Origin of the sequence: Nostoc sp. MS1 (assembly GCF_019976755.1) — a bacterium.
Lineage (GTDB): Bacteria > Cyanobacteriota > Cyanobacteriia > Cyanobacteriales > Nostocaceae > Trichormus.
In genome coordinates this window covers 2,066,645-2,089,291 of record NZ_AP023441.1, presented here as the reverse complement: position 1 = coordinate 2,089,291, position 22,647 = coordinate 2,066,645, and the positions used below count along the sequence as shown (strand labels likewise).

Sequence of the window (22,647 nt, the reverse complement as noted above, 5' to 3'; positions counted from 1 at the left end):
AAAAGGTACAAATAGATATGTACATCCAAATTAAACCAGAACTAGAGCAATTTATTCAGGCACAGTTGGCAAGTGGTAGATTTGCTAGTGCAGATGATGTCATCAATGAAGCCTTTAAACTGCTACAAGACAGAGAGCAGAGACTTGAAGAATTATGGCAGAAAATAGTTGTAGGAACTGAACAAATTGCAGCAGGACAAGTAACTGATGGCGAAGTTGTATTTGCTAGGTTACAAGAAAAAATTCGTTTAATTGCTGAGGAATATTCTGAATGAATAATTATTCACTTTCAGAGGTAGCAATTGAAGATTTAAATGAAATTTGTGAATATGTTGCTCGGAGTAACCCAAAAGCAGCCTCTAAGCTTTTTGATGACATTCGTGCCAAGTGTAAACTGTTAGCTAGTTTCCCTAATAACCAAAGTTGCGGGTAATAGAAGATAAAAGAGGATATGGAAAGTGTAGGCACAGTAAATGAGGGATTGTCCGAACTACAATCACCATGAAAATGCAATCTGAAATATTCAGTGTAGTTGAAGATGAAGTAACATTTACAACTTAGTCAATAAAAGCTTGTTGCAGAGTATAAGCAAAAATAAAAGCTTGTAACTTCAGTAAAAACCCTTCAAATGTTACCGCATGAATAGATTTGTGAAAGCGCCTAGTAATGCCGCTAAATACAGTTTCAATGTAATGACGAATAGACTGTTTAATGTATTGAATCCACGGTGCATCTTGGCGTTTAGAGTTAATTTTTCGCATGACTTGCATCGAGATTTGACTAGTTTCAATCAAGTCATCTTCTACAGTGTAATCAAGATAGGCACAATCGGCATAAACTTGGCTCCCTGGTAGTAAATTCAAGGGTAAAGCTCCCAATCCCCGTATATCTGTCGCGCTAGCTGGCATGAACACAAATTCCACCGGAATACCTGTTTTGGTGGTTAATAACTGTACTCTCACTCCATAAAAATAACGTTTCTTCGATGCAATATAACCCCGATATTCTTCTGATTGAATCAATTTCGCATTAAAGATGCGAATATTATGAGCCACTCCGTTGCGGGGGTTCCCCCCGTTGTAGGAAGTGGCGAACCCGTAGGGTCACATATCGGCACCGGAAATGAGTCTAAAAGATATTCCGTATCTTCACTAATCTCTTTGAGTGCCATTCCTACTTGATGAAATAAATCGTTGATTAACATCGAGACTTTGTGTAATCGCCGATTAAATCGTGATTTTTCTAACATTCGTGGTATCAAATTATGGTCTTTCATATAGCTGCAAGTCTGACTGTGATTACCACCAAAGTACATAGCTGCGATTATTGCCGTTGTGATAATTTCTCCATCGCTCATTTCACAACGACTATCTTCATCATGTCCGATCGCCTTCAACAGGTCATCTATGACAGAATAGATGGTAACTATTTCATTTAACATATATCCCTCCTAATTCTCTGTCTGGAGGGATTTTCTTGTTTCTTTACCCCTATGTCATCTTTCGGAAGAGAGTAACTAGCAACTTGGGTTAATATTAACTATATTTGTTTTCAATGATTGCTCGGCAATTATAATACCTAGTTTATCTCCTAAAATTACTGGAAAAAATAGTTTCTCATCTACTAAGAATAAATCGAAATCTAACTGGTAGTTTAATTAAGTCAATTACTGCTAATCTGACTATTTCTATGAATATTTACAAATATTAAGACAAGCCACACGTAAGCAAGTGAGCAGAGCAAAGGTTATACTTTGTAAAAAAGGCTTGTTTAAATTACTGTTTCTAACAATTTTTGGAAATCAATGGTGCTAAATTTTCGCTTTGCTGTAGTCAGCGACTTACACATCGCGCTTTCTCACACAATCTGGGATCATCCTAGCCGATTTCACTTGGTAGAAGTGGGTATCCCAGCTTTTGAAAGCGCCATAGAACATTTAACACAACTTGATTTAGATTTTCTTTTACTCCCAGGAGATTTAACTCAACACGGCGAACCAGAAAACCATATCTGGTTGCAACAACGCTTATCTAAATTACCTTTTCCAACTTACGTTGTACCGGGTAATCATGACGTTCCTGTAGTAGCGGCGAATCAACAATCAATTGCTTTTGCTGATTTTCCGAAGTATTACCGCAAGTTTGGTTATCAAGATACTAATGAACTTTACTATACCCAGCAATTATTACCTGGAGTCAGGTTAATTGGATTAAATTCTAACTTCTTTAATGAAGAAGGTCAGCAAGTGGGGCGTTTAGATACCCAACAACTGCAATGGTTAGAAGATGTACTAGCCGCAGCAGTTGATGAGTTGGTATTAGTGATGGTGCATCACAACGTAGTGGAACATTTGCCCCATCAATCTCGCCACCCGATGGCATCCCGCTATATGTTGGAAAATGCACCAGAAGTAGTGCAACTATTACAACGTTATGGGGTAAACCTAGTATTTACTGGTCACTTACACGTCCAAGATGTGGCTTGTGCTGATGGTGTGTATGATATTACAACAGGCTCTTTAGTCAGCTATCCTCACCCTTATCGAGTTTTAGAGTTCCATCGCGATCGTCAGGGTAAAGAATGGTTGCAAATCCTGTCCCATCGAGTCCAATCAGTCCCAGATTTTCCTAACTTACAACAATTATCACGGGAGTGGATGGGCGATCGCTCCTTTCCCTTTTTAGTCAAACTACTTACCCTCTCTCCCCTCAACTTACCATTAGCCCAAGCCCAAGAACTAGCACCAACCTTGCGTGACTTTTGGGCAACCATCGCCGATGGTGATGCAGTATTAGACTACCCGCACTTTCCCCAAAAAATACGCCATTACATCCAAACCTACAGCGCCGCCACTTTGATTGATAACAATAGCACGCTGTTGTTGGACAGGGTGGGAAGTCGGGAGTTGGGAGTTGGGAGTGGGGAGTTGGGAGTTGGGAGTTGGGAGTGGGGGGAGATGAGGAAGTAGGGGGAGTAGGGCAGAAAAAATTGTCAATTGTCAACTGTCAACTGTCAACTGTCAACTGTCTCCTGACTCTCGGCAAATCCCAAAGACGGATGTGTAACCATGTAGAAAAGTTCTACCACCGACTGGGCCGATTTCGCCACCACAGAAAAAGCCACCGACTGGAATATCTTGGATGTAGCGTTTAAATAGCTCAGAATCAAAGTTAGGTTTGCCGTAGAGTCCTTCACCGCGTCCTACACAGGAAAACATCAAAGCGCCGACAGCAGAGTTGTCGAATTGAGGCTGTGTTTGATACCGTTCTAAAAGAAATTGTAGTTCTTCGGCGGAGGCTTGAGCATCTCGCAGGTGGAATTGTAGGCGTTGGCCAGGACGGACGAGATCACCGATAGCGATCGCACCACCGGCAGGATCTACCCCTAAAATACTACGAATGAGGAAGTCTCCTTGCTGTAGAGATAGCTTAAATTCATCCATCGCCACACCAACAAACAGAGAGTGCTGTGCTAAAGCGCGTTCTTGTTCACTCAAGCTGGCAATTAAATCTCGCAACACCACCAACGGCACTTTTTCATCCAATTCCAAAATAATATTGCGTTCAGATTTCGTGACTTGCATTGGTTCACCAATTGGCCTACATCCCTGCGCCACGATAGTTTCTAAAACAATGTTGCCACTCAACGCCAAACCCACCGTACCCTCACGGTACAGGCTACCATTACAAAACAAAGCCAAACGGCTACCCATTCCCCCGGCGCTAGCTTGTCCACCTAAAATTACTGAACCGGGATAAGCAAAATCTAGCCCTTGTAATAAATCATTAATTCCTGACGAGAAAGCACTTGATAGCAAAATAAACTGAGGCGTTGGTGATGGTGGTAAGCCAATCAAATTAATCCACGTATCTGGAGGACTATCTAAATCGGGTAATTCCTCGCCCACAACATGAAATACCTGTAAATTTACACCTGGTAAGTGTGCCAGAGTTAAACTAATTGCTGCTTGGGCTTCTAGTTCTTGAGTTTGCCCAGTAGCACCCGTCCCAATTACACCACCACCACTACACCCAATCAACACGGGTACAGAAAGTTTTTCAGCCAAAAGCGGTAAAACCCGCGAATACTCACTAGCAAAAGCAGAAGAAATGAACACTATCCCCAAATCCGCAGGCGCTGTTAATGATGAGGTAGCCCGTTGTACTACATCTGTAATAGCTGCTTCTAAAGAAGGGCGGGTTGATAGGGCATTTGCCCACTGCATTCGGTCTGCCATGAGTTTTATGAGTGCTGAGTGCTGAGTTTTGTTAGCGGTAGCGGTGCGTTTAGCGCGTGCTGAGTTTCGGGTTATCAGTAATAAGTAGTATTTATTTTCCCATTGTGTGGGAGCTAAAACCACATTCGCCTATCTTCTTAATCTTCCCTACTCTGACCTCTTAATTACTTCTTTACCACAAATAGCCCCGTCCTTTAACTCATTCCTCAGCACCCAGCACCCAGCACTCTTCTTTGTCGTAATTTTAATGTATACATTAACTCACGCAACTAGCTGATGCAACTCATTAGGTAGAATGGTGATTGATAGAACGAAAAATAGAAATTTTTGCAACTTTTCTATACTGTTATTATCAACACACAACGAGACTAAAGCCAATGACTGATACTCAAGCAAAAGGTCTTCAAGACCAAATCCAGGAAGAAGTAGAACAAGCTCGTGCCGTCTGTGATGCTTCAGGTAGCAACTCAGCCGAATGTGCTGCGGCTTGGGATGCAGTTGAAGAACTGCAAGCTGAAGCTTCCCACCAGCGCCTAGAAAAGAAAAAAAATTCTCTAGAACAGTACTGTGATGATAATCCAGAAGCTGCTGAGTGCCGCGTTTATGATGAATAAAAATTAACTTTGTAAACTTTTTTCTTACAGACAAGCAACCAGACTTGATTAACTTAGTGTTTTTAACCTCTGTTTAAGCGGCTTCCGCAGCATTTAACCCTAAGAATTACGCAATTTTAGGCGTGTTGAGCTTTTATTTACAAATTTGTAGATGAGGCAGTTCTTAGACAATTTGCTACAGTAGGTGCAAAATATTGATGATCATGTTCTGAGCGTTGCTTGTTTTTTTGCAACCCACAATATGACAACAAATTAGCCCGTATTCTTGAATAACCCACAATTAATTATGCAAAATGGCGTTTGGTTTCGTCAGTTAGTCTGGATTGATTACCGTCTGGCAGTATTATTTTTGATGCTTATTCCCTTAATTCTGTTGATTTGGGCTTATGTGCAACAAGCAGAGGGAATACAAAAGTTATTAACTATTTACTGGCGAGTCTCCAGCCTATTAGTAGTCACTATCTATTTAATGATTGCTCAGTATCCAGTGAGTTTTATCTCTGGCTTAATTGGACAAATCCTCATTCCCATCTCTCTGTGGTTTTGGGTGGATCTCAATGATGAAATTGAGTATCAACCAAGTGGAGCCTTAAAACTCGCTTTTGCTTCTTGGCGTTGGGCTGTTACTATTTATTCTATTTTAGGAACTATAGCTTTCATTCCTTTTGTGGGTTGTGCTTTTTCTGGGAATGTTGGGCAGAATCCTACTTGTAGTGTCTGGTTTGAAGCGCCCTTAGTGTATAAAGATTACTTCCACTTCAATAGCAAACCCGGTTTTCTCGGTTTTTTGGGTATCGTTGGTTTAATCATATATGTACTATACCTTACTTACTTTGTATTAGTTAAGCTCGGCAAGCAGGGACGCTCGGCTACACCACAGTAATTTATACATTGCCCAACTCTCAATTTTCAGCTTTCAAAATGAATCCTATTGGCAAGCGGTTAGAACAATACACCATCAAACGTCCACAAGAAGTTTTATTAGTAACTGTGGAAATCGGCGACGAACAAGACAAAGTAGCCATATTCAAAGGTTTCTCTAGTTCCTTGATGCGTTCAACTGCATTTGATCCTGATGTACCAGTAATTCCCGACGAGGCAAAGGTTGTTAGTATAGATCGCATCGCCAGCCCTTACAATCCTGAATCACCCCGTTACATTGAACGCGAAATTTCTTGGGAAGCGATGGAAAGTATTCTCGCAGAAGTGGGAGTTTAATTGGGAAGCAGACGAGCAGAGGGAGAAAAACACTGACTGTTGACTATGGACTATGGACTAATGACTAATAACTAATGACTAATTCCGGCTATACTTTACCTGTTTTTGCTTGTGCGGCTGCAATTGCAGCTTTGCATTGGTTACGTCAGCGTCAACCTGTAAAAGTTGTGTCGGTTGATTTGATTGAACCTGCACGATTTGCGGAAATACCTGTGGAACAGGTGGCAGGTTTATCAGAAAATATGGCTTTGGCTATTACTCGATCTGATCCGGGTGATAATCTTGATTTAACAAGAGATACACCGATTTGGGCTTTGGTGGAATGGGGCGGTGTTGAGGGTGAACAAATAACTATTAAGGGCGGCGAAGGTATTGGCAAGCAAACCAACGCTAATAACCAAGCTGCTATTTATAGTTATGCTAAAAAATTATTGCGAGAAAATTTAACTAGATTACTAAGCGCAGACGAAAGAATTATTGTTACTATTATCTTACCGGAAGGGCGATCGCTCGCGGTGCGTACTTCCAATTCTGCTTTCGGGGTTGTGGAAGGATTGTCTTTACTCGGAACCACAGGTATTTCTCAACCTTTGAGTTCCCCAGCCCAACTTGATGCTTTTTTGAGCGAATTGCAACAAAAAGCTAGTTTATTTACAAGTTTGGTATTTTGCATTGGCGAGAATGGTTTAGATTTGGCAAGAAAAATTGGCATTAATCCTGAGAAATTAGTGAAAACTGCAAATTGGCTAGGGCCGATGTTAGTCGAAGCTGATGCCTTGGGTGTCCAGGAAATTTTGTTATTTGGCTATCATGGGAAGTTAATGAAACTAGCCGCAGGGATTTTTCACACCCACCATCACCTAGCTGATGGACGGCGAGAAGTTTTAGCGGCACACTGTGCTTTAGCAGGTTTGAGTCCACAAGATATAGAAGTTGTGTTTCACTCTCCGACGGCTGAAGCTGCACTCAAACACCTCAAATCCTTAGATGATTCTACAGGTAGTGATTGGATAAATCGAGTTTATAGCGCGATCGCCGAAACTATCGACGTGCGTAGTCAAGAATATATTCAAAGTCATAGCAGCAGAGGTCAAGATACCACAATCTGCGGCTCGATTTTGTTTGACCGCGATCGCAAAATTATTGTGAAGAGCAAAACTGCTTGTAACTTAATGGGAAATTTATGTTAATTTATTATAAATAATCATAAATAATCCAACTAAATAAATTAATCAATAGCGACTGTAGTGTAATTTATAGCTTTTAATACCCTGCCGCAATGAAAAGTACAAACGCATTTTACCTAGCGTTTGTTAAGGATTAATTCACCATTTATCAGCCTCAACAAGCTGAAAATGGTGTTTATATTCAGAACCCACAGAAACCATCTACCACCAGACTCACACTTTCTCCATATTATGAATACAGCGGTGACTCTACTAACCGAACAAGCCCCTCAACCAGTAGAAGAGTTCGGGCGGCTTGAGCGTCAAATCATTGTCATATTAGACTTCGGCTCTCAATATTCGGAACTGATTGCTCGGCGTATCCGCGAGACTCAAGTATACTCTGAGGTCTTGTCTTATCGCACCCCGGCAGAACAGTTGCGCAAACTTAGTCCCAAGGGAATCATTCTCTCTGGTGGCCCTAGTTCAGTTTATAGCGATCGCGCTCCCCATTGTGACCCAGAAATTTGGAATTTAGGTATTCCCGTTTTAGGTGTTTGCTATGGAATGCAGTTGATGGTCAATCAACTCGGTGGAGAAGTAGCCAAAGCTGACCGGGGTGAATACGGCAAAGCTGCATTATATATTGATGACCCCACAGACTTGTTAACAAACGTCGAAGATGGCACAACCATGTGGATGAGTCATGGCGACTCAGTGACAAAAATGCCTCCAGGCTTTGAGGTATTAGCACATACAGATAATACTCCCTGTGCCGCCGTTGCCGACCACGAGAAAAAGCTTTATGGTGTCCAGTTTCACCCGGAAGTAGTGCATTCAATTGGTGGTTTAGCCTTAATTCGCAACTTTGTTTATCACATCTGCGAGTGTGAACCCACCTGGACGACAGCCGCCTTTGTAGAAGAATCAATTCGGGAAATTCGGGCTAAGGTTGGAGATAAGCGAGTATTGTTGGCGCTTTCTGGTGGTGTGGATTCTTCTACCCTCGCCTTCTTACTGCACAAAGCCATTGGCGACCAGTTGACTTGTGTATTTATCGACCAAGGCTTTATGCGGAAGTATGAGCCGGAAAGGTTGGTGAAGTTGTTCCAAGAACAGTTTCACATTCCTGTGGAGTATGTTAACGCCCGCGATCGCTTTTTGGATATCATGGTCGGCGTTACAGACCCAGAAGAAAAACGCCGTCGAATCGGACACGAATTTATCCGCACATTTGAAGAAACATCCAAAGAACTTGGCCCCTTTGACTATCTGGCTCAAGGTACACTTTACCCAGATGTCATCGAATCAGCCGATACTAATGTTGATCCCCAAACCGGTGAACGGGTAGCAGTAAAAATTAAAAGCCATCACAACGTCGGTGGATTACCCAAAGACTTGAGATTTAAACTAGTCGAACCTCTGCGGAAATTATTTAAAGATGAAGTACGTAAGGTTGGACGATCTATTGGCTTACCAGAAGAAATTGTTCAACGCCAACCATTCCCCGGCCCTGGTTTAGCTATTCGCATTTTGGGAGAAGTCACCGCCGAAAGATTAAACATTCTCCGCGATGCTGATTTAATTGTGCGCCAGGAAATTAACCAACGTGGTTTGTATAACGAATATTGGCAAGCATTCGCAGTATTATTACCAATTCGTAGCGTAGGTGTAATGGGTGATCAACGCACCTATGCTTACCCAGTTGTATTGCGTATTGTCAAGAGCGAAGATGGTATGACTGCTGACTGGGCGCGTGTACCTTATGATGTGCTTGAGGCAATTTCTAACAGAATTGTCAACGAAGTCAAAGGTGTTAACCGCGTGGTGTTTGATATTACCTCTAAGCCACCCGGAACCATAGAATGGGAATAAGAGAATTTATCCAGATGTTTTGATAGGTAGGGTGGGCAATGCCCACCTTTTTAGTTGATGGTGATTTCTCCATTTTGTGATGTTAAAATTTTTATTTAGTAGGCAGGTTTAAGTTTTCGGCGATCGCTGATAAGTATGGTTGAAAAATCGCCAAATTTGCCAAGTTATCAAATTTCCCTTTAGATAAGCTGGAATTAAATGATGTGGTAATTACGTACAACTGAGTCGCATCAGATGTAACATAACCAATATATTGCTCTTGTATACCACCGTCTGGCTTGAGTCTGACAAAACCATAACGCATTCCTGGAAGTTTCCCAACTGTTACTTGTTGCAGTGGATAAGTTGAGAAAGCACTATTATTGGCATATTTAGTTTGATGATCTTTAGTAAATCTACTGTACGAGTCCGCCACCCAAGCTTGGAGTGCGTTGGTAAGTTTGTTTTGAAACTGAGGATTTTGCAAATCTGCTGCGGAACTCCCAGAAATACCAACTTCTATTAAATGTTTCTGAAAATTGGGATTATCTTTTAAAGCATAAATAATAACTTCAACTGTACCCAAATCCTTACCTTGAGAAGTAACACACAATAAAGTTGCTTCTGTTGCACAAGGTATAACTTGCCAATTGCTGGGTGCAGAAGTGCTACCTAACAGTTTCTGCCAAGCATTTGCTTGATTTACACTGCTTTGTTTTGAGGGGGTAGCTGTTTTTGTCGGTGTAGGAACAGTATTCGATGGTGTATCTTGATTGACAAACAAATTGGGGAAAAGAAATCTTGCTCCCACTGGTATTAAAATTAGTAAAATAACACCTATTATCAAATGATAAACACGTAACATTTTCCTGAATATCCCCAGCAAAGATTGCAGATTAATTCTATCTACAATACTTTGCCACTGTGCAAGAAATTCGATGATATGTGTTGAGTATTGACAATAAATCTCAAATATGGATGATTTAATACCTACTATTGTAAGGACACGGCAGTGGCTGCGTCCTTACTTGAATTATGTTCGACTTATGAAACTAGCGGTGTTGCTTAATGATATATGCCTAAATATGTGAGGCTTATCTGAAGCGAGTGTGGTTTCGACGATTTTGTTTATGTCTGGCCACTGCTTTACGCTTTTCTTTTTCTAACGGTGTTTCAAAGTGGCGCTTTTTTCTCATATCTTGGAAAATTCCAGCTTTGGAAACTTCCCGTTTAAACCTCCGTAACGCTGACTCAATTCCTTCATTCTCTCCTAAAACTACTTGTGTCATTCTCATTCCTCCTCTTGATGGATGAATAGTTTAAGACTCACGCAAGGAAACCTTGCACTCTGAAAGGGTGTGAAGTCTTAGGGGTGTACGAACGCCTGTAGCCTTACACCCCTATAACCCCTGCACCCTTAAACAAATTTTTAATTTTTGTTTTTTATACGTAAGTCTTCTAGTTGAAGACCGGAAACAAAACAAAAAACAATCCAGCAGATTCGAGCCTTTGCTTTATCTGCTGGCGACTCAAAAGGTTATGTTTCAGCCAGGCTTTAGTAACTGCGGCGATTACCACCACCACGGTTATTATTACCCCAACCGCCGCCACCACCACCACGGGGAGCGCTTCTTTCTTCACGGGGTTTAGCTTTATTTACTTTTAAATCGCGCCCCATCCATTCAGCACCATCAAGTGCTTCAATGGCAGCAGTCTCTTGAGCTTCTGTTTCCATTTCCACAAAAGCAAAACCACGAGGACGACCTGTTTCACGGTCGGTTGGTAACTGAACGCGGCTAACTTTTCCGTACTCTGCGAAGGCCAGCTTTAGGTCTTCTTCTGTAACTTGGTAGGATAAGTTACCGATGTAAATTGACATACAATGTCTCCGAATTCAGGAAATGTAGAGAGTTAAATTCGGAGAGATACCTTTCATAAATCAAAATGAGTCACTCAGCCGAAAATAATTCTTATAGACTCAACTATAGCACAGCTGCTAAATGTTGGTAGAACTTAACATGGCTTAGTATTTGGCAATTTGTAATTGTTCTGGGCTTACGGCTAAGATTACATTTTATAGCTCTACGGGCAAGTCATTTAGTCTATTTAAGTTAATCTAAGTTAAACCATATTTTATATCACGTCTCAAATTGTACTAACAATTTTTCCGCTTCTTGGCACAGTTTTTCATGATACTGGTCGTTACTAGCTAGTAAACCACCCCACTGATTAATATCCCCTGTATTGTATTGTAATGAAGTACCGTCAAAGTATGTGAATTTACCGCCTGCTTCTGTTAAAATTAATTCTGGTGCTGCTATGTCCCAGTCTTTAGGTGCAGACTTACCTGAAAGCGAAATGTAAAGGTCGGCTTGTTGTTCTAAGATGGTGGCGATTTTGCAACCTACGCTACCTACAGATTTCTGATGATGGATAGGTAAATGTGTTAATAAATACTCTAATCTCTGATTACGGTGAGAACGGCTGACAACTATTGTTAAGTCTTCTAGACGCTTACTTGTCTGGTTAAATGATATTTGTAATGGATGCGAATCTGTGCGAGTTTCTACAAATGTACCACCATTTTTAATTGCGTAATACAATTTTCTTGCTTCTGGGATGGCTACTACTGCTAAAACTGGCCGATGTTCTTTAACTAAAGCAATGTGAACCGCATAGTCTCCAGTTTTTTCAATAAAGTCGCGTGTCCCGTCTAATGGGTCGATTATCCACACCCAATCGGTTGTATTGTGATTAAATCCTGATTTATACGTTTCTTCACTAATGTAAGCAAACTCTTCTGTTCCTAAAGCTGCTTGTAGTTCGTGTAAGATATATTGGCTGACTTTGACATCGGCAACTGTCACAGGCTCATTTTGCTTATACTGCACATCAAGATTTGTATCTTCTGCTGTGCCGTGATAGTAGGATTGTAATATTTCGGCTGCACCCCACCCAACAGTACGAGCGATCGCCAGTATTTCTTGTAAGTCTTTCATTTTACATCCATCCAACGGCGCGTACCAAAAAGTTTACAAGCATTAGCAGCAATTTTACTAGCTTTCTCTAAGGCTTCGGGGAAATGGGAAATGGAGGAAGATGAGGTGTAATTTTGTAATATGTAATGGCAAAAAGCACCGTGAAAAATGTCTCCAGCCCCTAGTGTGTCAACTGGTGTAATAGAAGGTACAACTACAGTACCACGTTGACCGCTATTTAGATATTCAATAGATTTTTCACCGTGGGTAATGGCGATGTGGGGAATACCCAAGCCGTAGAGATAGGTGAAAACCTCCTCACTAGAACTACAGCTAGGAGGATAAAAATTAGCAGAGCAAACGGCATAATCAACTAATGGTAAGATTTGATTAAATCCAGGTTTCCAACTACCACCATCAATTACCACAGGTATATTTTTGGTTTTAGCCATTTGCGCTATGACATAACCTACACTCATTTGATGCCCATCAATTAGCACGATATCAATATTATCTAAAATATCTGCTGGGATAGATTCACCATCGGCTTGAGTTTTGACAGCATTGATAGAAATAACAGCCCGTTCTCCCGTAGACTGGGTGACAATAATTGAAGATACAGGCGGTGGTGTATTAATAGTAGGATCAAGGTCAGCGATCGCAACTTGATATTTTTCCAAATCACTCCGAATTAGTTGCGTCATTGGATGCGAACCAACCACACCCAAAACAGTAGCTTGATTACCTAAATAACTAAAAGTCACAGCCGCGTTAGTAGCAGGGCCGCCTGCTGCTACAGTGTAGTCAGTCGCCACTAATTTTTGATTATTTTGAGGCGCAGATTCAGCTAAATAGATAAAATCTAATGTCACCAAACCCACGAATAAACCATGATTTGTCATTTGTCATTAGTCCACAGTCAATAGTCAATAGTCAATAGTCCCTGATAGTTTTTGAATTTTGAATTTTGAATTTTGAATTGATTCAATGCAGACAGATCCCAAACCAAGCACACTATATATAGTTGGTACACCGATTGGTAATTTGGAGGATATCACCTTTCGGGCGGTGCGGATTTTGCAAAATGTAGATTTGATTGCGGCGGAAGATACCCGCCACACGGGGAAGTTACTTCAACATTTGCAAGTGAAAACACCGCAAATCAGTTACCATGAGCATAATCGTACCAGTCGTATCCCAGAATTATTAGAGTATTTGCACAGTGGTAAAGCGATCGCTTTGGTGAGTGATGCAGGTATGCCGGGAATTTCTGACCCTGGTTACGAACTGGTTAAAGCTTGTGTTGAAGCGGGAATATCTGTAGTGCCTATTCCTGGTGCAAGTGCAGCAATTACAGCCTTAAGTGCGGCTGGACTACCAACAGATAGGTTTGTGTTTGAGGGTTTTCTCCCAACTAAGAGTCAACAAAGACGAGAATATTTAGAGGTTTTAGATACAGAAAGCCGTACTTTAATTTTCTATGAATCGCCGCATCGTTTACGAGAAACTTTACAAGATTTAGCAGAAGTCTGGGGAAGCGATCGCCAAATTGTTCTGGCAAGGGAGTTAACTAAATTATATGAGGAATTTTGGCGGGGGAGTATTGAGGATGCGATCGCCCATTATCAACAACGAGAACCCCAAGGCGAATATACAATCTTAGTAGCAGGAAAACCACCCAGCCAAACTCAACTTACAGAAGAACAATTAAAATCCGAATTGCAACAATTAATTAGTCAAGGAATATCGCGTTCTCAAGCCAGCCGTCAACTAGCAAAATACACTTCCTTAAACCGTCGCCAAGTTTATCAACTAGCACTTTCTATAGTTGTGGATACTGAAGATGCGCAATAAGTTGTTAGTGGTCAGTTGTTCTTAAAACATGTTTTTTTATTGTTAGGCTAAACTTATAAAACTAGGACACCTACAGCTAAACTAACTTGCTTTTAATTTAGACATTCCTGAGAATCAGCAGATTTATCATCAAAATTTTTGTTTATTTTTAACTGCTTATGTCTGTCACTGAAGATTTTGTTACCCAAGAAAATGTTATTTTTCCTCCAGGAGATATATACAGTGACGAGCCGCCTTTGGAAAGTTCTTTACATCTACAACAATTAATACTGCTACTGAAGTGTTTAGAATGGTGGTGGCAAGACCGCCAAGATTTTTTTGCTGCTGGTAATCTGACTATTTACTATAGCCCGAATCAACGTAAGTCAGAAAATTTTCGCGGCCCAGATTTTTTTGTAGTTCTGGGAATCCAACGCCGTCCGCGTAAAAGTTGGGTTGTTTGGCAAGAAGATGGCAAGTATCCTAATGTAATTGTAGAAGTGTTATCAGACTCAACTGCCACCACTGATAGGGATTTAAAAAAGCAAATTTATCAAGACACATTCCGTACACCAGAGTATTTCTGGTTTGACCCAGATACTCTAGAGTTTGCTGGCTTTGTGTTGATGGCTGGTAAGTATCAACCAATCGAAGCAAATTCCCAAGGTTGGTTATGGAGTCAGCAACTAGAGTTATATTTAGGGATTTATCAGCGAACTTTACGGTTCTATACTGCTGAAGGGGAGTTAGTTACCACACCGGAAGAAACTGCACAGCAAGAAAAAGAACGTGCTGACCAAGAAAGGGAACGTGCTGACAGAGAAAAAGAACGCAGCGATCGCTTGATGGCGAAGCTGCGAGAATTGAATATAGATCCAGATACAATTTAACAGTGAACAGTAAACAGTTATTAGTGAACATAAGCTGATAACTGTTTACTGAAAACTGATAACTGAAATTAATCTTCAGGAAGAACCCATTTAGGCGGTTCCGACATTTTCTTCCGCAGACGTTCTTCCGCCATTTGCAACATTTGATCTAAAGATGTCTCGGCAATGAATTGAGAAGTAGCCTCTCTAAACTCAATGTTCGGACACTTATCCCCTAGAACACAACCGTTAACGCAAGCTTGAGCGCAGTTAATTTTCTGCTCCACAGTCCATTCCTCTCTACTAAGGGTTTTTTTCTCTACCCTCCAGGTAAATTCTACCTTGTCAGTTAGGATGAAATAAGTCTAAATATCTACCATTTTACAATGTTGGGGAGTGGGGAGTAAGGGAAGATGTGGTTCTCTTTCAGAGACGCTAACGCGAACGACTGCGCTCACCAACCGGGAGATGAGGGAGCAGAAGAAAATAACTAATGACTATGGACTGTTGACTCTGGACTATGGACTAATGACCAATGACCAATGACTGAACTATTAGCTATTACTGGAACTATTGCGGCGATCGCAACTGCTATTGTCCCTCAACAAGGTAGTGTGGGTATTGTGCGGGTGTCTGGTTCTCAGGCAATAGCGATCGCACAAACTTTGTTTTCTGCTCCTGGTAAGCAAGTTTGGGAAAGTCACCGCATTCTCTACGGTTACATTCGCCATCCCCAAACCCGTCAAGTTGTTGATGAGGCGTTGTTGCTCATCATGAAAGCACCCCGTTCCTACACCCGCGAAGATGTGGTAGAGTTCCATTGCCACGGCGGGATTATGGCGGTGCAGCATGTATTGCAACTATGTCTGGAAAGCGGTGCTAGACTAGCTCAACCGGGGGAATTTACCCTCAGAGCATTTTTGAATGGCAGACTAGATTTAACCCAAGCTGAGAGTATTGCTGATTTGGTGGGAGCGCGATCGCCCCAAGCTGCACAAACGGCTTTAGCTGGCTTACAAGGTAAATTAGCTCATCCCATCCGCCAGTTACGCGCTAACTGTTTGGATATTCTCGCGGAAATTGAGGCGAGAATCGATTTTGAGGAAGATTTACCACCTTTGGATGATAAAGCCATCATATCAGATATAGAGAACATCGCCGCAGAAATTTCTCAGTTATTAGCAACTAAAGATAAAGGTGAACTGTTGCGGACTGGGTTAAAAGTGGCTATTGTCGGTCGTCCGAATGTGGGAAAATCCAGCTTGTTGAATGCTTGGAGCCAGAGCGATCGCGCCATTGTCACCGACTTACCCGGCACAACCCGCGACGTTGTAGAATCCCAGTTAGTCGTGGGTGGTATTCCGGTACAGGTGCTAGATACAGCAGGGATTAGGGAAACCAGCGACCAAGTAGAAAAGATAGGCGTAGAGCGATCGCGTCAAGCCGCCAACACCGCCGATTTAGTCTTGTTCACCATCGACGCAGCCACAGCTTGGACGACTGGCGACCAAGAAATTTATGAACAGGTAAAACACCGTCCGTTAATTCTCGTGATGAATAAGATTGATTTAGTAGATAAACAATTGATTTCAGCCTTAGAATATCCGCCAAATATTAATCAAATTGTTCACACAGCCGCAGCCCAAAAACAAGGTGTTGATGCGTTAGAAACGGCAATTTTAGAAATAGTTCAAGCTGGAAAAGTCCAAGCTGCTGATATGGATTTAGCCATTAATCAAAGACAAGCCGCAGCCTTGACTCAAGCGAAAATTTCTCTAGAACAAGTGAAAGCCACAATTACCCAGCAGCTACCCCTGGATTTTTGGACAATTGATTTACGCGGTGCAATTCATGCGCTGGGAGAAATCACAGGGGAAGAGGTAACAGAGTCAGTGCTTGATAGAATTTTTAGTAGGTTCTGTATAGGAAAGTAGAAATGTGAATAGTGATCTGTCGCAGTCTCTAAAAATCAATTAGCAAGCAAATAGTTTAAACCAAGTCTTGATTTAGTGAGTTACCAATTAAACTATATAATTCTTGTAATTGCTCACAGTCGTAAGCTTTAATTATCTGCTCTGCTGCTTTCTTGGAGTTATGACGAGGTATATTCAACCATAATCCACCTTTGAAAGTAGCAGATGGTGCTTTGTCTAGCCAATCTCTAACTGCTTTTCGTCCCTCTTCTGTAATCTGATAGTAGCCACGTTTTTTACCGGGTAATACCTCAATCCAACCCAATTCATGCCACCGTTTTCGCCAAAGGTGTGCTTTGCTGTATGCAAGGCTCAATACTTCCCTAATTTTTTCAACATTGATTGGCTGATTATCTGGGCAAGCCTCTACTACCTGAGAAAATCTTTGTAAATACCCTTTTGGATTTCCTCCTTGCTTAAATGGTAAATTGTCTAGCTGAAAAGTCTTTGAATCAGCTAATTCTAGGTCTTTAATAATTTTGTCAATATCCGATGATTCACAACCCAATCCAAACGGTGGCTGTGCATTGCACAATTCTTCATAAGACTTAAAAGAATTTCCATCTTCATCAACCAATTGCTGATAGCCATGATATTCTTTCATCAAGTCACGCCACGCTTTTAACTGTTGAGCATTAAATATGGCATCATGTAGCACTGCCTGCATCTCTAATCTAACAGCAATAGCCCAGGATAGTGAACCCGGTATAGCTGTTAGATCACCTGCATTACCTAAAGTCTTTATGTGATCTTTTAATGTGTTATTGGATATTTCCTTTGTAGCCATGCCCACACTTTCCTCAATTCTTCTACTTCCATTGATTGGCGAGTTTTACCAAAATATCCGACGATTTCTCCATTAAAAAATTTTGGACTTTTCCCACTTTTTCTCGCGTAACTGCGTACATAATCCTCAATCTTTTTACGCATAATATTTAATTCTTCACTACCAGTTAAAGACTCTTCTGGAGTGAAATCTGCATTTTCTAAATCTTTATTAATGAGTCGTAAATTGTAAGTTTCTATAAAATGTTTTAAATTAATTGTGCTGCTACTAATTCCAAATTTCTGTGCAGCTGATTGAATTATTTCTGTCTCGAAATAATCAACAGATTCTCCAGTACTTAAATCAGATGCACTTAACCGTGTCAAGTTTGAATTTAACGGAATAATAGAATTATTACGTTGTAAATTGCTATTCTCTTCATTACTACCATTACTAGCATCAGAACTTTTTCTTTCCTTTTGCTCCTTTTCTTTTAAAACAACCTCTTGTTCTGTAATAATTCGTTCAACACACTGACGAGCTAACTGATCATCGGGAATATAAATTAATCCTAATTTCTTTAGTTCTCCTGCTTTTCTATCAACTCTAGCGGCTCTTGCCCATGACTGTTCTAACCAAGGTTCACTTCTAATATTAGTTAAGCAAGCAACGTGGGTAATTGCTGGAACATCAAGTCCTTCATATGCCATTGCCACAGTTACTAAAACATCAACTGCTTTTAAATCGTTGAGTTTGTAATCTTTCTTGAATCGCTTAATTGCAGATTGCGCTTCTTTCGATTCTTCACTTGTTGCTTTTACAGCCGTGCTAATTCCTAGCTCTTTCAACCAGTCAAGATATTGGTTAGCTGTTGAAATTGATGGTGCAAGTACAAGTAACTTAGAACGGGGGTTGTTTATTTTTTTATATAGTTGCCAATTTTCAACACAGTTTTTTAATAGCTGACGAGCATATCCTGTACTAAGGGCTGTTTGAAGTGCTATACTTCTATAATCTCCAGCTTCTGCAAGACTATCTACTGAACATTTCTGTCCTGTTTCATCAATCCACTCAGCCTCTCCATCTCCCCACTCAAAATGAAGAGGAACTATAGCTCCTTCTCTAAGAGCTTGGCTACGTGTATACTGAAGGACGGTTGTATGTTCATTGCTAGAAAGATTAGGAAGAATACCAGCAGAAGTTTGTTTATAAGGCATAAAGGCAATCTGCTTACGATCTCCGCGCACATGGGTTCCTGTTACAAGAATTAGTAAAACAGCTTCATCTACTAATGGTTGTAAGACTCGATGCCAAATTCCTCCCTCTTCAACATGATGAAACTCATCCAATACCAGAATGTAGCGCTTGCGCCGAAACTCATGAGCATGAAGGTCGGGGTTAGCTGCTATTGCTTGGTAGGTAGCTACATACCCTGACATTCCTTTGCATGGGTTAGGTTCGTTATTATTAGCCATCACTCTGTGTTGATGAGCTAAGTGTTGTTTAAAAAACACATCATCAAAATTTTCTTCTCCTTGCCTTTGTAAATTTCGTCTTGGAACTATCCAACATATTGCATCAGCAATAGTTCCATGAAAACCTCCCTGAAAAGGTTTATTCGGAATTAGTTGCGCCGCAGCAATTACTGGAATTAAGCTTTTACCACCTCCTGGTGTAACTAACAATACCTTAGCCAAAATAAGAGGGTGAAGAGAGAGGGCTGATGTAGTAGAGTTATTGTCTTCCCAAACGACAACTCAAAAGCCACAATCAACCCATGCCCGATATCTTATCACTCCTGCAATGCCTCCTGCCGCAGATAAACGCTACGACGATGCGGCAATTGAACCAGATAATCCTGGCCATGTTAGCAATGAGTGGCCGAGTGACGATGTTGGGAATTTCTCGTTGGACAGGTAGTGGTGGCAGTTATCGAACGATGTTGAGATTCTTTCATACGGTAATACCTTGGGCGACATTGTTTTGGTTATTCTTTCACAAGCATTTATTTCGTCCGAATGAGATATATTTGCTAGCGGGAGATGAAGTTGTGATAAGTAAATCAGGAAAACAAACTTATGGACTGGATAGATTTTTTTCTAGCCTGGCTGGTAAACCCATATCAGGGCTATCTTTTTTTACATTATCATTAGTCAGTGTTGAGCAAAGGCACTCGTTTCCGATTCAGATAGAACAGGTGATAAAGAGCGATATAGAAAAAAGTAGCTCGTCACCAACCAAAGAAATAAAACCGCAAGAAAAACGTGGGCGTGGGCGACCAAAGGGAAGTAAAAACAAGAATAAAACCCAGGTAGTTCTCACATCTGAATTACTCAGAATTCAGAAGATGATTAAGTCGCTATTTAAGTTATTAGCTAAATTTATTCCCCTTACTTACTTAGTATTGGATGGACACTTTGGGAATAATAATGCCTTGCAGATGGCTCGTCAAGTTAACTTGCATATAATTTCTAAGCTTCGCTCTGATTCAGCATTATATATACCTTATCAACACCCTGACCCCAATAGTCGCTCTCGTCGTAAATACGGAGACAAAATTGACTACAACAACATACCTAAGAAGTATTTATGTCAAAGTACCGTTGATGATGATATCCAAACTGACGTTTATCAAGTTACATTACTTCACAAAGAATTTGCCCAATCTCTAAATGTAGTTATTCTCGTCAAAACCAATCTTAAAACTCATGCTCGTAGTCATGTAATTCTATTTTCTAGTGATCTAAAATTGTCATCTGAAAAAATAATTGACTACTACAAGCTACGCTTTCAGATCGAATTCAATTTTCGAGATGCCAAGCAATTTTGGGGATTGGAAGATTTTATGAACTTAAGTCAAACTGCTGTAACTAATGCTGCTAATCTAGCATTCTTTATGGTCAACTTATCCCATCATCTTCTCGCGGATTTTCGTCTCCTTAATCCCGACTCCGGCATCCTTGACCTTAAGGCTCACTATCGTGGTTTTCGATATGTCCGTGAAATTTTAAAAATGCTTCCCGAAATACCTGAGCCTATTTTATTAACTCAGATTTTTGCCAAACTTACTTCTTTGGGACGTATTCATAACGTTTCTACAGGCGTTGAACCCTCGTAAATTGGCTAAGGTATTGAACTAACATGAGTATTTTTTTAATAGGTTGCCCTGCCTTAATAAGTTTACATATCTCTAAAAACTCGGCTTGGTGCTTTCTTAGGTTCAACTGCTGATGGGAAGTTTGCGAAAATAAGTCCAGTTGCTTGGCCGTTGTCATGTTTCTATTCTCTTGTGCGGTTTTTATGTAATGGCATTGAGGGCATAATGCCTGCATTTCATGAACATTAGTTCGGTAAGTTTCAGCCCACCGAACAATATGATCTGCATGCCAATCAGAAGGCATATCGCACCCGCACAGTTGACACTTTCCATCAGCCGCATACCAGAGGCTGGCGCGTAGTCGTTTCGACCGGAGGAAACGACTCTCTTTTACCATCTAAAAACTCCTCCAGTATTGAACCTACATAAATTATAATAGTACAAGTGTTCTGAAAACACCTCTATTTTGACGCATTTAGTTATGGAAAGCCCAATTAGGGGACGATTGCCAACTAGTTGTTAATTTAGCAGAATATTGCTCAGTATGTTTACTGTGCAATCAATACCTTATGTTTTACCCAACAAATAATAAAGTAATCTTAATTCCTACAACGGAGAGGGGGAGATTCGAACTCCCGGAAGTTTTCACTTCATCCGATTTCAAGTCGGACGCATTCGACCACTCTGCCACCTCTCCAAATAACTGTCTAGCTTGGCTGACCCCTAATTTATCGGCTTGCACTAAAGCTGACAGATAATACTATAGCTTATCATCTACGCAGATGGTACTACTGAAGGCGAATATTTACGATACACTAGCCGATCGCTCAAATAACACCTCCTCTTTTGCAACCTGAAAATCTTCGCCTACCCAAACTAAAGAAGCTTGTGTCACCTCACCCGCCTCTATGGAAACTAGCGAAAAGTTCCGCAGTTTGCCGTTTTCACCTTCTATAATCCTTGGCACACTGGCGGCGTTAAGGTAAAATATCCCCTCTGGGCTTCTAAAGATGGGTTTTCTCAATTCTGTTTTGGTGTACCGTAAAGTATGGTGCATATGACCAAAAGTCACCAAGGCTATCTGTTTACCAGTCGTTATCGCCAGAGAAATTGCCTCGGCTAAATCTGGGTCGCCAAAGTCGCCGCCTATGGGATGCCAATCTTTACCGCAGGGGTCTTCTGGGCGATCGCCTAATCCACTCGGCCCGTTATGACCAAGAAAGATAATCGTATCACAGGCTGCACTTTTCACCGATGCAAATATTCTTTGTGCTGATTCTTCCAAATCTGCTACACCGTAACGCTGTTTACAGATGTCAGCAAATCGCCATTCATGACCACCCCAGGTAAAAGGACGACCACCCACTACTGTCAGATTCCATTGGGGAAAATCTAACTTACTGTAACCCACATGGGCTGAACCTAGTAAATCTAATTGTTCCTGTACCCAGTTTTCCTTGGTGCGATCATAGGGACATTTTTTTCGTCCCCATTCTGTAGCCGAGTACCAAGCATCATGGTTGCCCATAATTGCGGCTTTGGGAATATTCACTGAAGCGATCGCTCTTACCACTTCCACCGACTCATTCCCAAAATCCCCTACAAATAGGACTAAATCAACACCCAGATGCTTGAGTGCAATACCATCTTCTACTTCCCACTGGTCGTGGATATCTCCAACTACAGCAATTTTCAGTATTTTTGATTGAGATTTTTGACTGGTCATGCCGCTTTCCTTGCCGTATATATCCAGCATAGGAAACTCAGCCGGATTTTGACACTGTTTTAAGGTTTATGAGTTGAGACAAGGAATGTAAGGGTATAAATAACCAAAATGTCAATACTCCTATATTTGTTCTTTTGACCTTTATAAAGTTTGCTCCAAGACGCTGTGATATTCGTAGCTGCATGAAGGGATAAGGCTTAAGCGCTCAAATGATCAATTTTGTGTGTAAGTTTTAACTATTTAGGGGTATGAATCTCCATCTATTTTTGGTAAAAACTACTATAATTAATTTACCAGACAAAATTTGTAATAAAAA

The 22,647-nt window shown here is 41.0% G+C and carries 25 protein-coding genes and 1 tRNA gene; 12 read left to right on the top strand and 14 right to left on the bottom strand.

Annotated features, from left to right (window positions below; translation table 11 throughout):
• The first annotated feature begins 17 nt into the window (after window positions 1–17).
• Together NSMS1_RS09100 and NSMS1_RS09095 are read left to right on the top strand one after the other, a co-directional pair.
• Complete coding sequence (locus NSMS1_RS09100) at window positions 18–275, top strand: type II toxin-antitoxin system ParD family antitoxin (RefSeq protein ID WP_224092652.1); 258 nt, start codon at window positions 18–20, stop codon at window positions 273–275.
• A complete protein-coding gene (locus NSMS1_RS09095) occupies window positions 272–433 on the top strand; it encodes a type II toxin-antitoxin system RelE/ParE family toxin (RefSeq protein ID WP_224092651.1) in 162 nt (53 codons plus the stop codon). Before NSMS1_RS09100 ends, NSMS1_RS09095 begins: the two co-directional genes overlap by 4 nt.
• Before the next feature lie 124 nt (window positions 434–557).
• Here NSMS1_RS09095 and NSMS1_RS09090 read toward each other — a convergent pair whose 3' ends face one another.
• Both NSMS1_RS09090 and NSMS1_RS09085 read right to left on the bottom strand, forming a co-directional pair.
• On the bottom strand, window positions 558–1,055 hold the full coding sequence (locus NSMS1_RS09090) for a transposase (protein WP_224092650.1): 498 nt from the start codon (window positions 1,053–1,055) through the stop codon (window positions 558–560).
• Entirely contained in the window at window positions 1,019–1,441 is a 423-nt protein-coding gene (locus tag NSMS1_RS09085; protein WP_224092649.1) for a hypothetical protein, read from the bottom strand. The genes NSMS1_RS09090 and NSMS1_RS09085 overlap by 37 nt, the downstream gene beginning before the upstream one ends.
• Window positions 1,442–1,804: 363 nt before the next feature.
• Here NSMS1_RS09085 and NSMS1_RS09080 point away from each other — a divergent pair, with 363 nt between their 5' ends.
• Window positions 1,805–2,968 (top strand): metallophosphoesterase family protein, encoded by a 1,164-nt coding sequence (locus NSMS1_RS09080; RefSeq protein ID WP_224092648.1) that lies wholly within the window; start codon window positions 1,805–1,807, stop codon window positions 2,966–2,968.
• Window positions 2,969–3,019: 51 nt separating this feature from the next.
• On the opposite strand, the gene NSMS1_RS09075 is transcribed toward NSMS1_RS09080, so the two are convergent.
• Entirely contained in the window at window positions 3,020–4,237 is a 1,218-nt protein-coding gene (locus NSMS1_RS09075) for an FIST N-terminal domain-containing protein (RefSeq protein WP_224095177.1), read from the bottom strand.
• A gap of 377 nt (window positions 4,238–4,614) precedes the next feature.
• On the opposite strand from NSMS1_RS09075, the gene NSMS1_RS09070 reads away from it, so the two are divergent.
• The 5 genes from NSMS1_RS09070 to guaA all read left to right on the top strand — a co-directional run bounded on the left by NSMS1_RS09070 (window position 4,615) and on the right by guaA (window position 9,110).
• Window positions 4,615–4,851: a Calvin cycle protein CP12 gene (locus NSMS1_RS09070; protein WP_224092646.1), complete on the top strand. Its 237-nt coding sequence runs from the start codon at window positions 4,615–4,617 to the stop codon at window positions 4,849–4,851.
• A 286-nt stretch (window positions 4,852–5,137) separates the two neighbouring features.
• Window positions 5,138–5,734, top strand: a complete 597-nt coding sequence (locus NSMS1_RS09065; RefSeq protein ID WP_224092645.1) for a DUF3177 family protein — start codon at window positions 5,138–5,140, stop codon at window positions 5,732–5,734.
• A 38-nt stretch (window positions 5,735–5,772) separates the two neighbouring features.
• Window positions 5,773–6,069 (top strand): hypothetical protein, encoded by a 297-nt coding sequence (locus tag NSMS1_RS09060; protein ID WP_224092644.1) that lies wholly within the window; start codon window positions 5,773–5,775, stop codon window positions 6,067–6,069.
• A 74-nt stretch (window positions 6,070–6,143) separates the two neighbouring features.
• Window positions 6,144–7,259, top strand: a complete 1,116-nt coding sequence (gene cbiD, locus NSMS1_RS09055; protein WP_224092643.1) for a cobalt-precorrin-5B (C(1))-methyltransferase CbiD — start codon at window positions 6,144–6,146, stop codon at window positions 7,257–7,259.
• 228 nt (window positions 7,260–7,487) lie between these two features.
• Window positions 7,488–9,110 (top strand): glutamine-hydrolyzing GMP synthase, encoded by a 1,623-nt coding sequence (guaA, locus tag NSMS1_RS09050; RefSeq protein WP_224092642.1) that lies wholly within the window; start codon window positions 7,488–7,490, stop codon window positions 9,108–9,110.
• 91 nt (window positions 9,111–9,201) lie between these two features.
• On the opposite strand, the gene NSMS1_RS09045 is transcribed toward guaA, so the two are convergent.
• From NSMS1_RS09045 to NSMS1_RS09025, 5 genes are all read right to left on the bottom strand, one after another.
• Window positions 9,202–9,900, bottom strand: a complete 699-nt coding sequence (locus tag NSMS1_RS09045; protein ID WP_317986586.1) for a hypothetical protein — start codon at window positions 9,898–9,900, stop codon at window positions 9,202–9,204.
• Window positions 9,901–10,183: 283 nt separating this feature from the next.
• Window positions 10,184–10,378 (bottom strand): 30S ribosomal protein S21, encoded by a 195-nt coding sequence (rpsU, locus tag NSMS1_RS09040; protein ID WP_067764598.1) that lies wholly within the window; start codon window positions 10,376–10,378, stop codon window positions 10,184–10,186.
• 266 nt (window positions 10,379–10,644) lie between these two features.
• Window positions 10,645–10,968 carry an RNA recognition motif domain-containing protein gene (locus NSMS1_RS09035; RefSeq protein WP_224092640.1) on the bottom strand — a complete coding sequence of 108 codons (324 nt, stop codon included), beginning with the start codon at window positions 10,966–10,968 and terminating at the stop codon, window positions 10,645–10,647.
• 259 nt (window positions 10,969–11,227) lie between these two features.
• The gene (locus NSMS1_RS09030; RefSeq protein ID WP_224092639.1) at window positions 11,228–12,088 is read right to left on the bottom strand and encodes a 3'(2'),5'-bisphosphate nucleotidase CysQ; all 861 of its coding nucleotides are present in this window, start codon (window positions 12,086–12,088) and stop codon (window positions 11,228–11,230) included.
• Window positions 12,085–12,969 carry a sugar kinase gene (locus NSMS1_RS09025; protein ID WP_224092638.1) on the bottom strand — a complete coding sequence of 295 codons (885 nt, stop codon included), beginning with the start codon at window positions 12,967–12,969 and terminating at the stop codon, window positions 12,085–12,087. The genes NSMS1_RS09030 and NSMS1_RS09025 overlap by 4 nt, the downstream gene beginning before the upstream one ends.
• A gap of 85 nt (window positions 12,970–13,054) precedes the next feature.
• Here NSMS1_RS09025 and rsmI point away from each other — a divergent pair, with 85 nt between their 5' ends.
• Together rsmI and NSMS1_RS09015 are read left to right on the top strand one after the other, a co-directional pair.
• On the top strand, window positions 13,055–13,921 hold the full coding sequence (gene rsmI, locus NSMS1_RS09020) for a 16S rRNA (cytidine(1402)-2'-O)-methyltransferase (RefSeq protein WP_224092637.1): 867 nt from the start codon (window positions 13,055–13,057) through the stop codon (window positions 13,919–13,921).
• Window positions 13,922–14,079: 158 nt separating this feature from the next.
• A complete protein-coding gene (locus NSMS1_RS09015; RefSeq protein ID WP_224092636.1) occupies window positions 14,080–14,790 on the top strand; it encodes a Uma2 family endonuclease in 711 nt (236 codons plus the stop codon).
• A 68-nt stretch (window positions 14,791–14,858) separates the two neighbouring features.
• Here NSMS1_RS09015 and NSMS1_RS09010 read toward each other — a convergent pair whose 3' ends face one another.
• Window positions 14,859–15,056, bottom strand: coding sequence for a hypothetical protein (locus NSMS1_RS09010; RefSeq protein ID WP_067764614.1), 198 nt, complete (start codon window positions 15,054–15,056; stop codon window positions 14,859–14,861).
• 255 nt (window positions 15,057–15,311) lie between these two features.
• On the opposite strand from NSMS1_RS09010, the gene mnmE reads away from it, so the two are divergent.
• The gene (gene mnmE / locus NSMS1_RS09005) at window positions 15,312–16,703 is read left to right on the top strand and encodes a tRNA uridine-5-carboxymethylaminomethyl(34) synthesis GTPase MnmE (protein WP_224092634.1); all 1,392 of its coding nucleotides are present in this window, start codon (window positions 15,312–15,314) and stop codon (window positions 16,701–16,703) included.
• A 55-nt stretch (window positions 16,704–16,758) separates the two neighbouring features.
• Here the strand turns inward: mnmE and NSMS1_RS09000 are convergent, their stop codons facing one another.
• Complete coding sequence (locus tag NSMS1_RS09000) at window positions 16,759–17,529, bottom strand: hypothetical protein (protein WP_224092632.1); 771 nt, start codon at window positions 17,527–17,529, stop codon at window positions 16,759–16,761.
• On the bottom strand, window positions 17,496–19,205 hold the full coding sequence (locus NSMS1_RS08995) for a DEAD/DEAH box helicase (protein ID WP_224092631.1): 1,710 nt from the start codon (window positions 19,203–19,205) through the stop codon (window positions 17,496–17,498). The genes NSMS1_RS09000 and NSMS1_RS08995 overlap by 34 nt, the downstream gene beginning before the upstream one ends.
• An 80-nt stretch (window positions 19,206–19,285) precedes the next feature.
• Here NSMS1_RS08995 and NSMS1_RS08990 point away from each other — a divergent pair, with 80 nt between their 5' ends.
• Window positions 19,286–20,626, top strand: coding sequence for a transposase (locus NSMS1_RS08990; RefSeq protein WP_224086359.1), 1,341 nt, complete (start codon window positions 19,286–19,288; stop codon window positions 20,624–20,626).
• Here NSMS1_RS08990 and NSMS1_RS35445 read toward each other — a convergent pair.
• From NSMS1_RS35445 to NSMS1_RS08975, 3 genes are all read right to left on the bottom strand, one after another.
• On the bottom strand, window positions 20,604–21,002 hold the full coding sequence (locus NSMS1_RS35445) for an HNH endonuclease signature motif containing protein (RefSeq protein WP_224092630.1): 399 nt from the start codon (window positions 21,000–21,002) through the stop codon (window positions 20,604–20,606). The genes NSMS1_RS08990 and NSMS1_RS35445 overlap by 23 nt on opposite strands.
• Window positions 21,003–21,217: 215 nt before the next feature.
• Window positions 21,218–21,302 (bottom strand) — tRNA-Ser (locus NSMS1_RS08980).
• A 108-nt stretch (window positions 21,303–21,410) separates the two neighbouring features.
• Window positions 21,411–22,331 carry a TIGR04168 family protein gene (locus tag NSMS1_RS08975; protein WP_224092629.1) on the bottom strand — a complete coding sequence of 307 codons (921 nt, stop codon included), beginning with the start codon at window positions 22,329–22,331 and terminating at the stop codon, window positions 21,411–21,413.
• Between the last annotated feature and the right edge of the window lie 316 nt (window positions 22,332–22,647).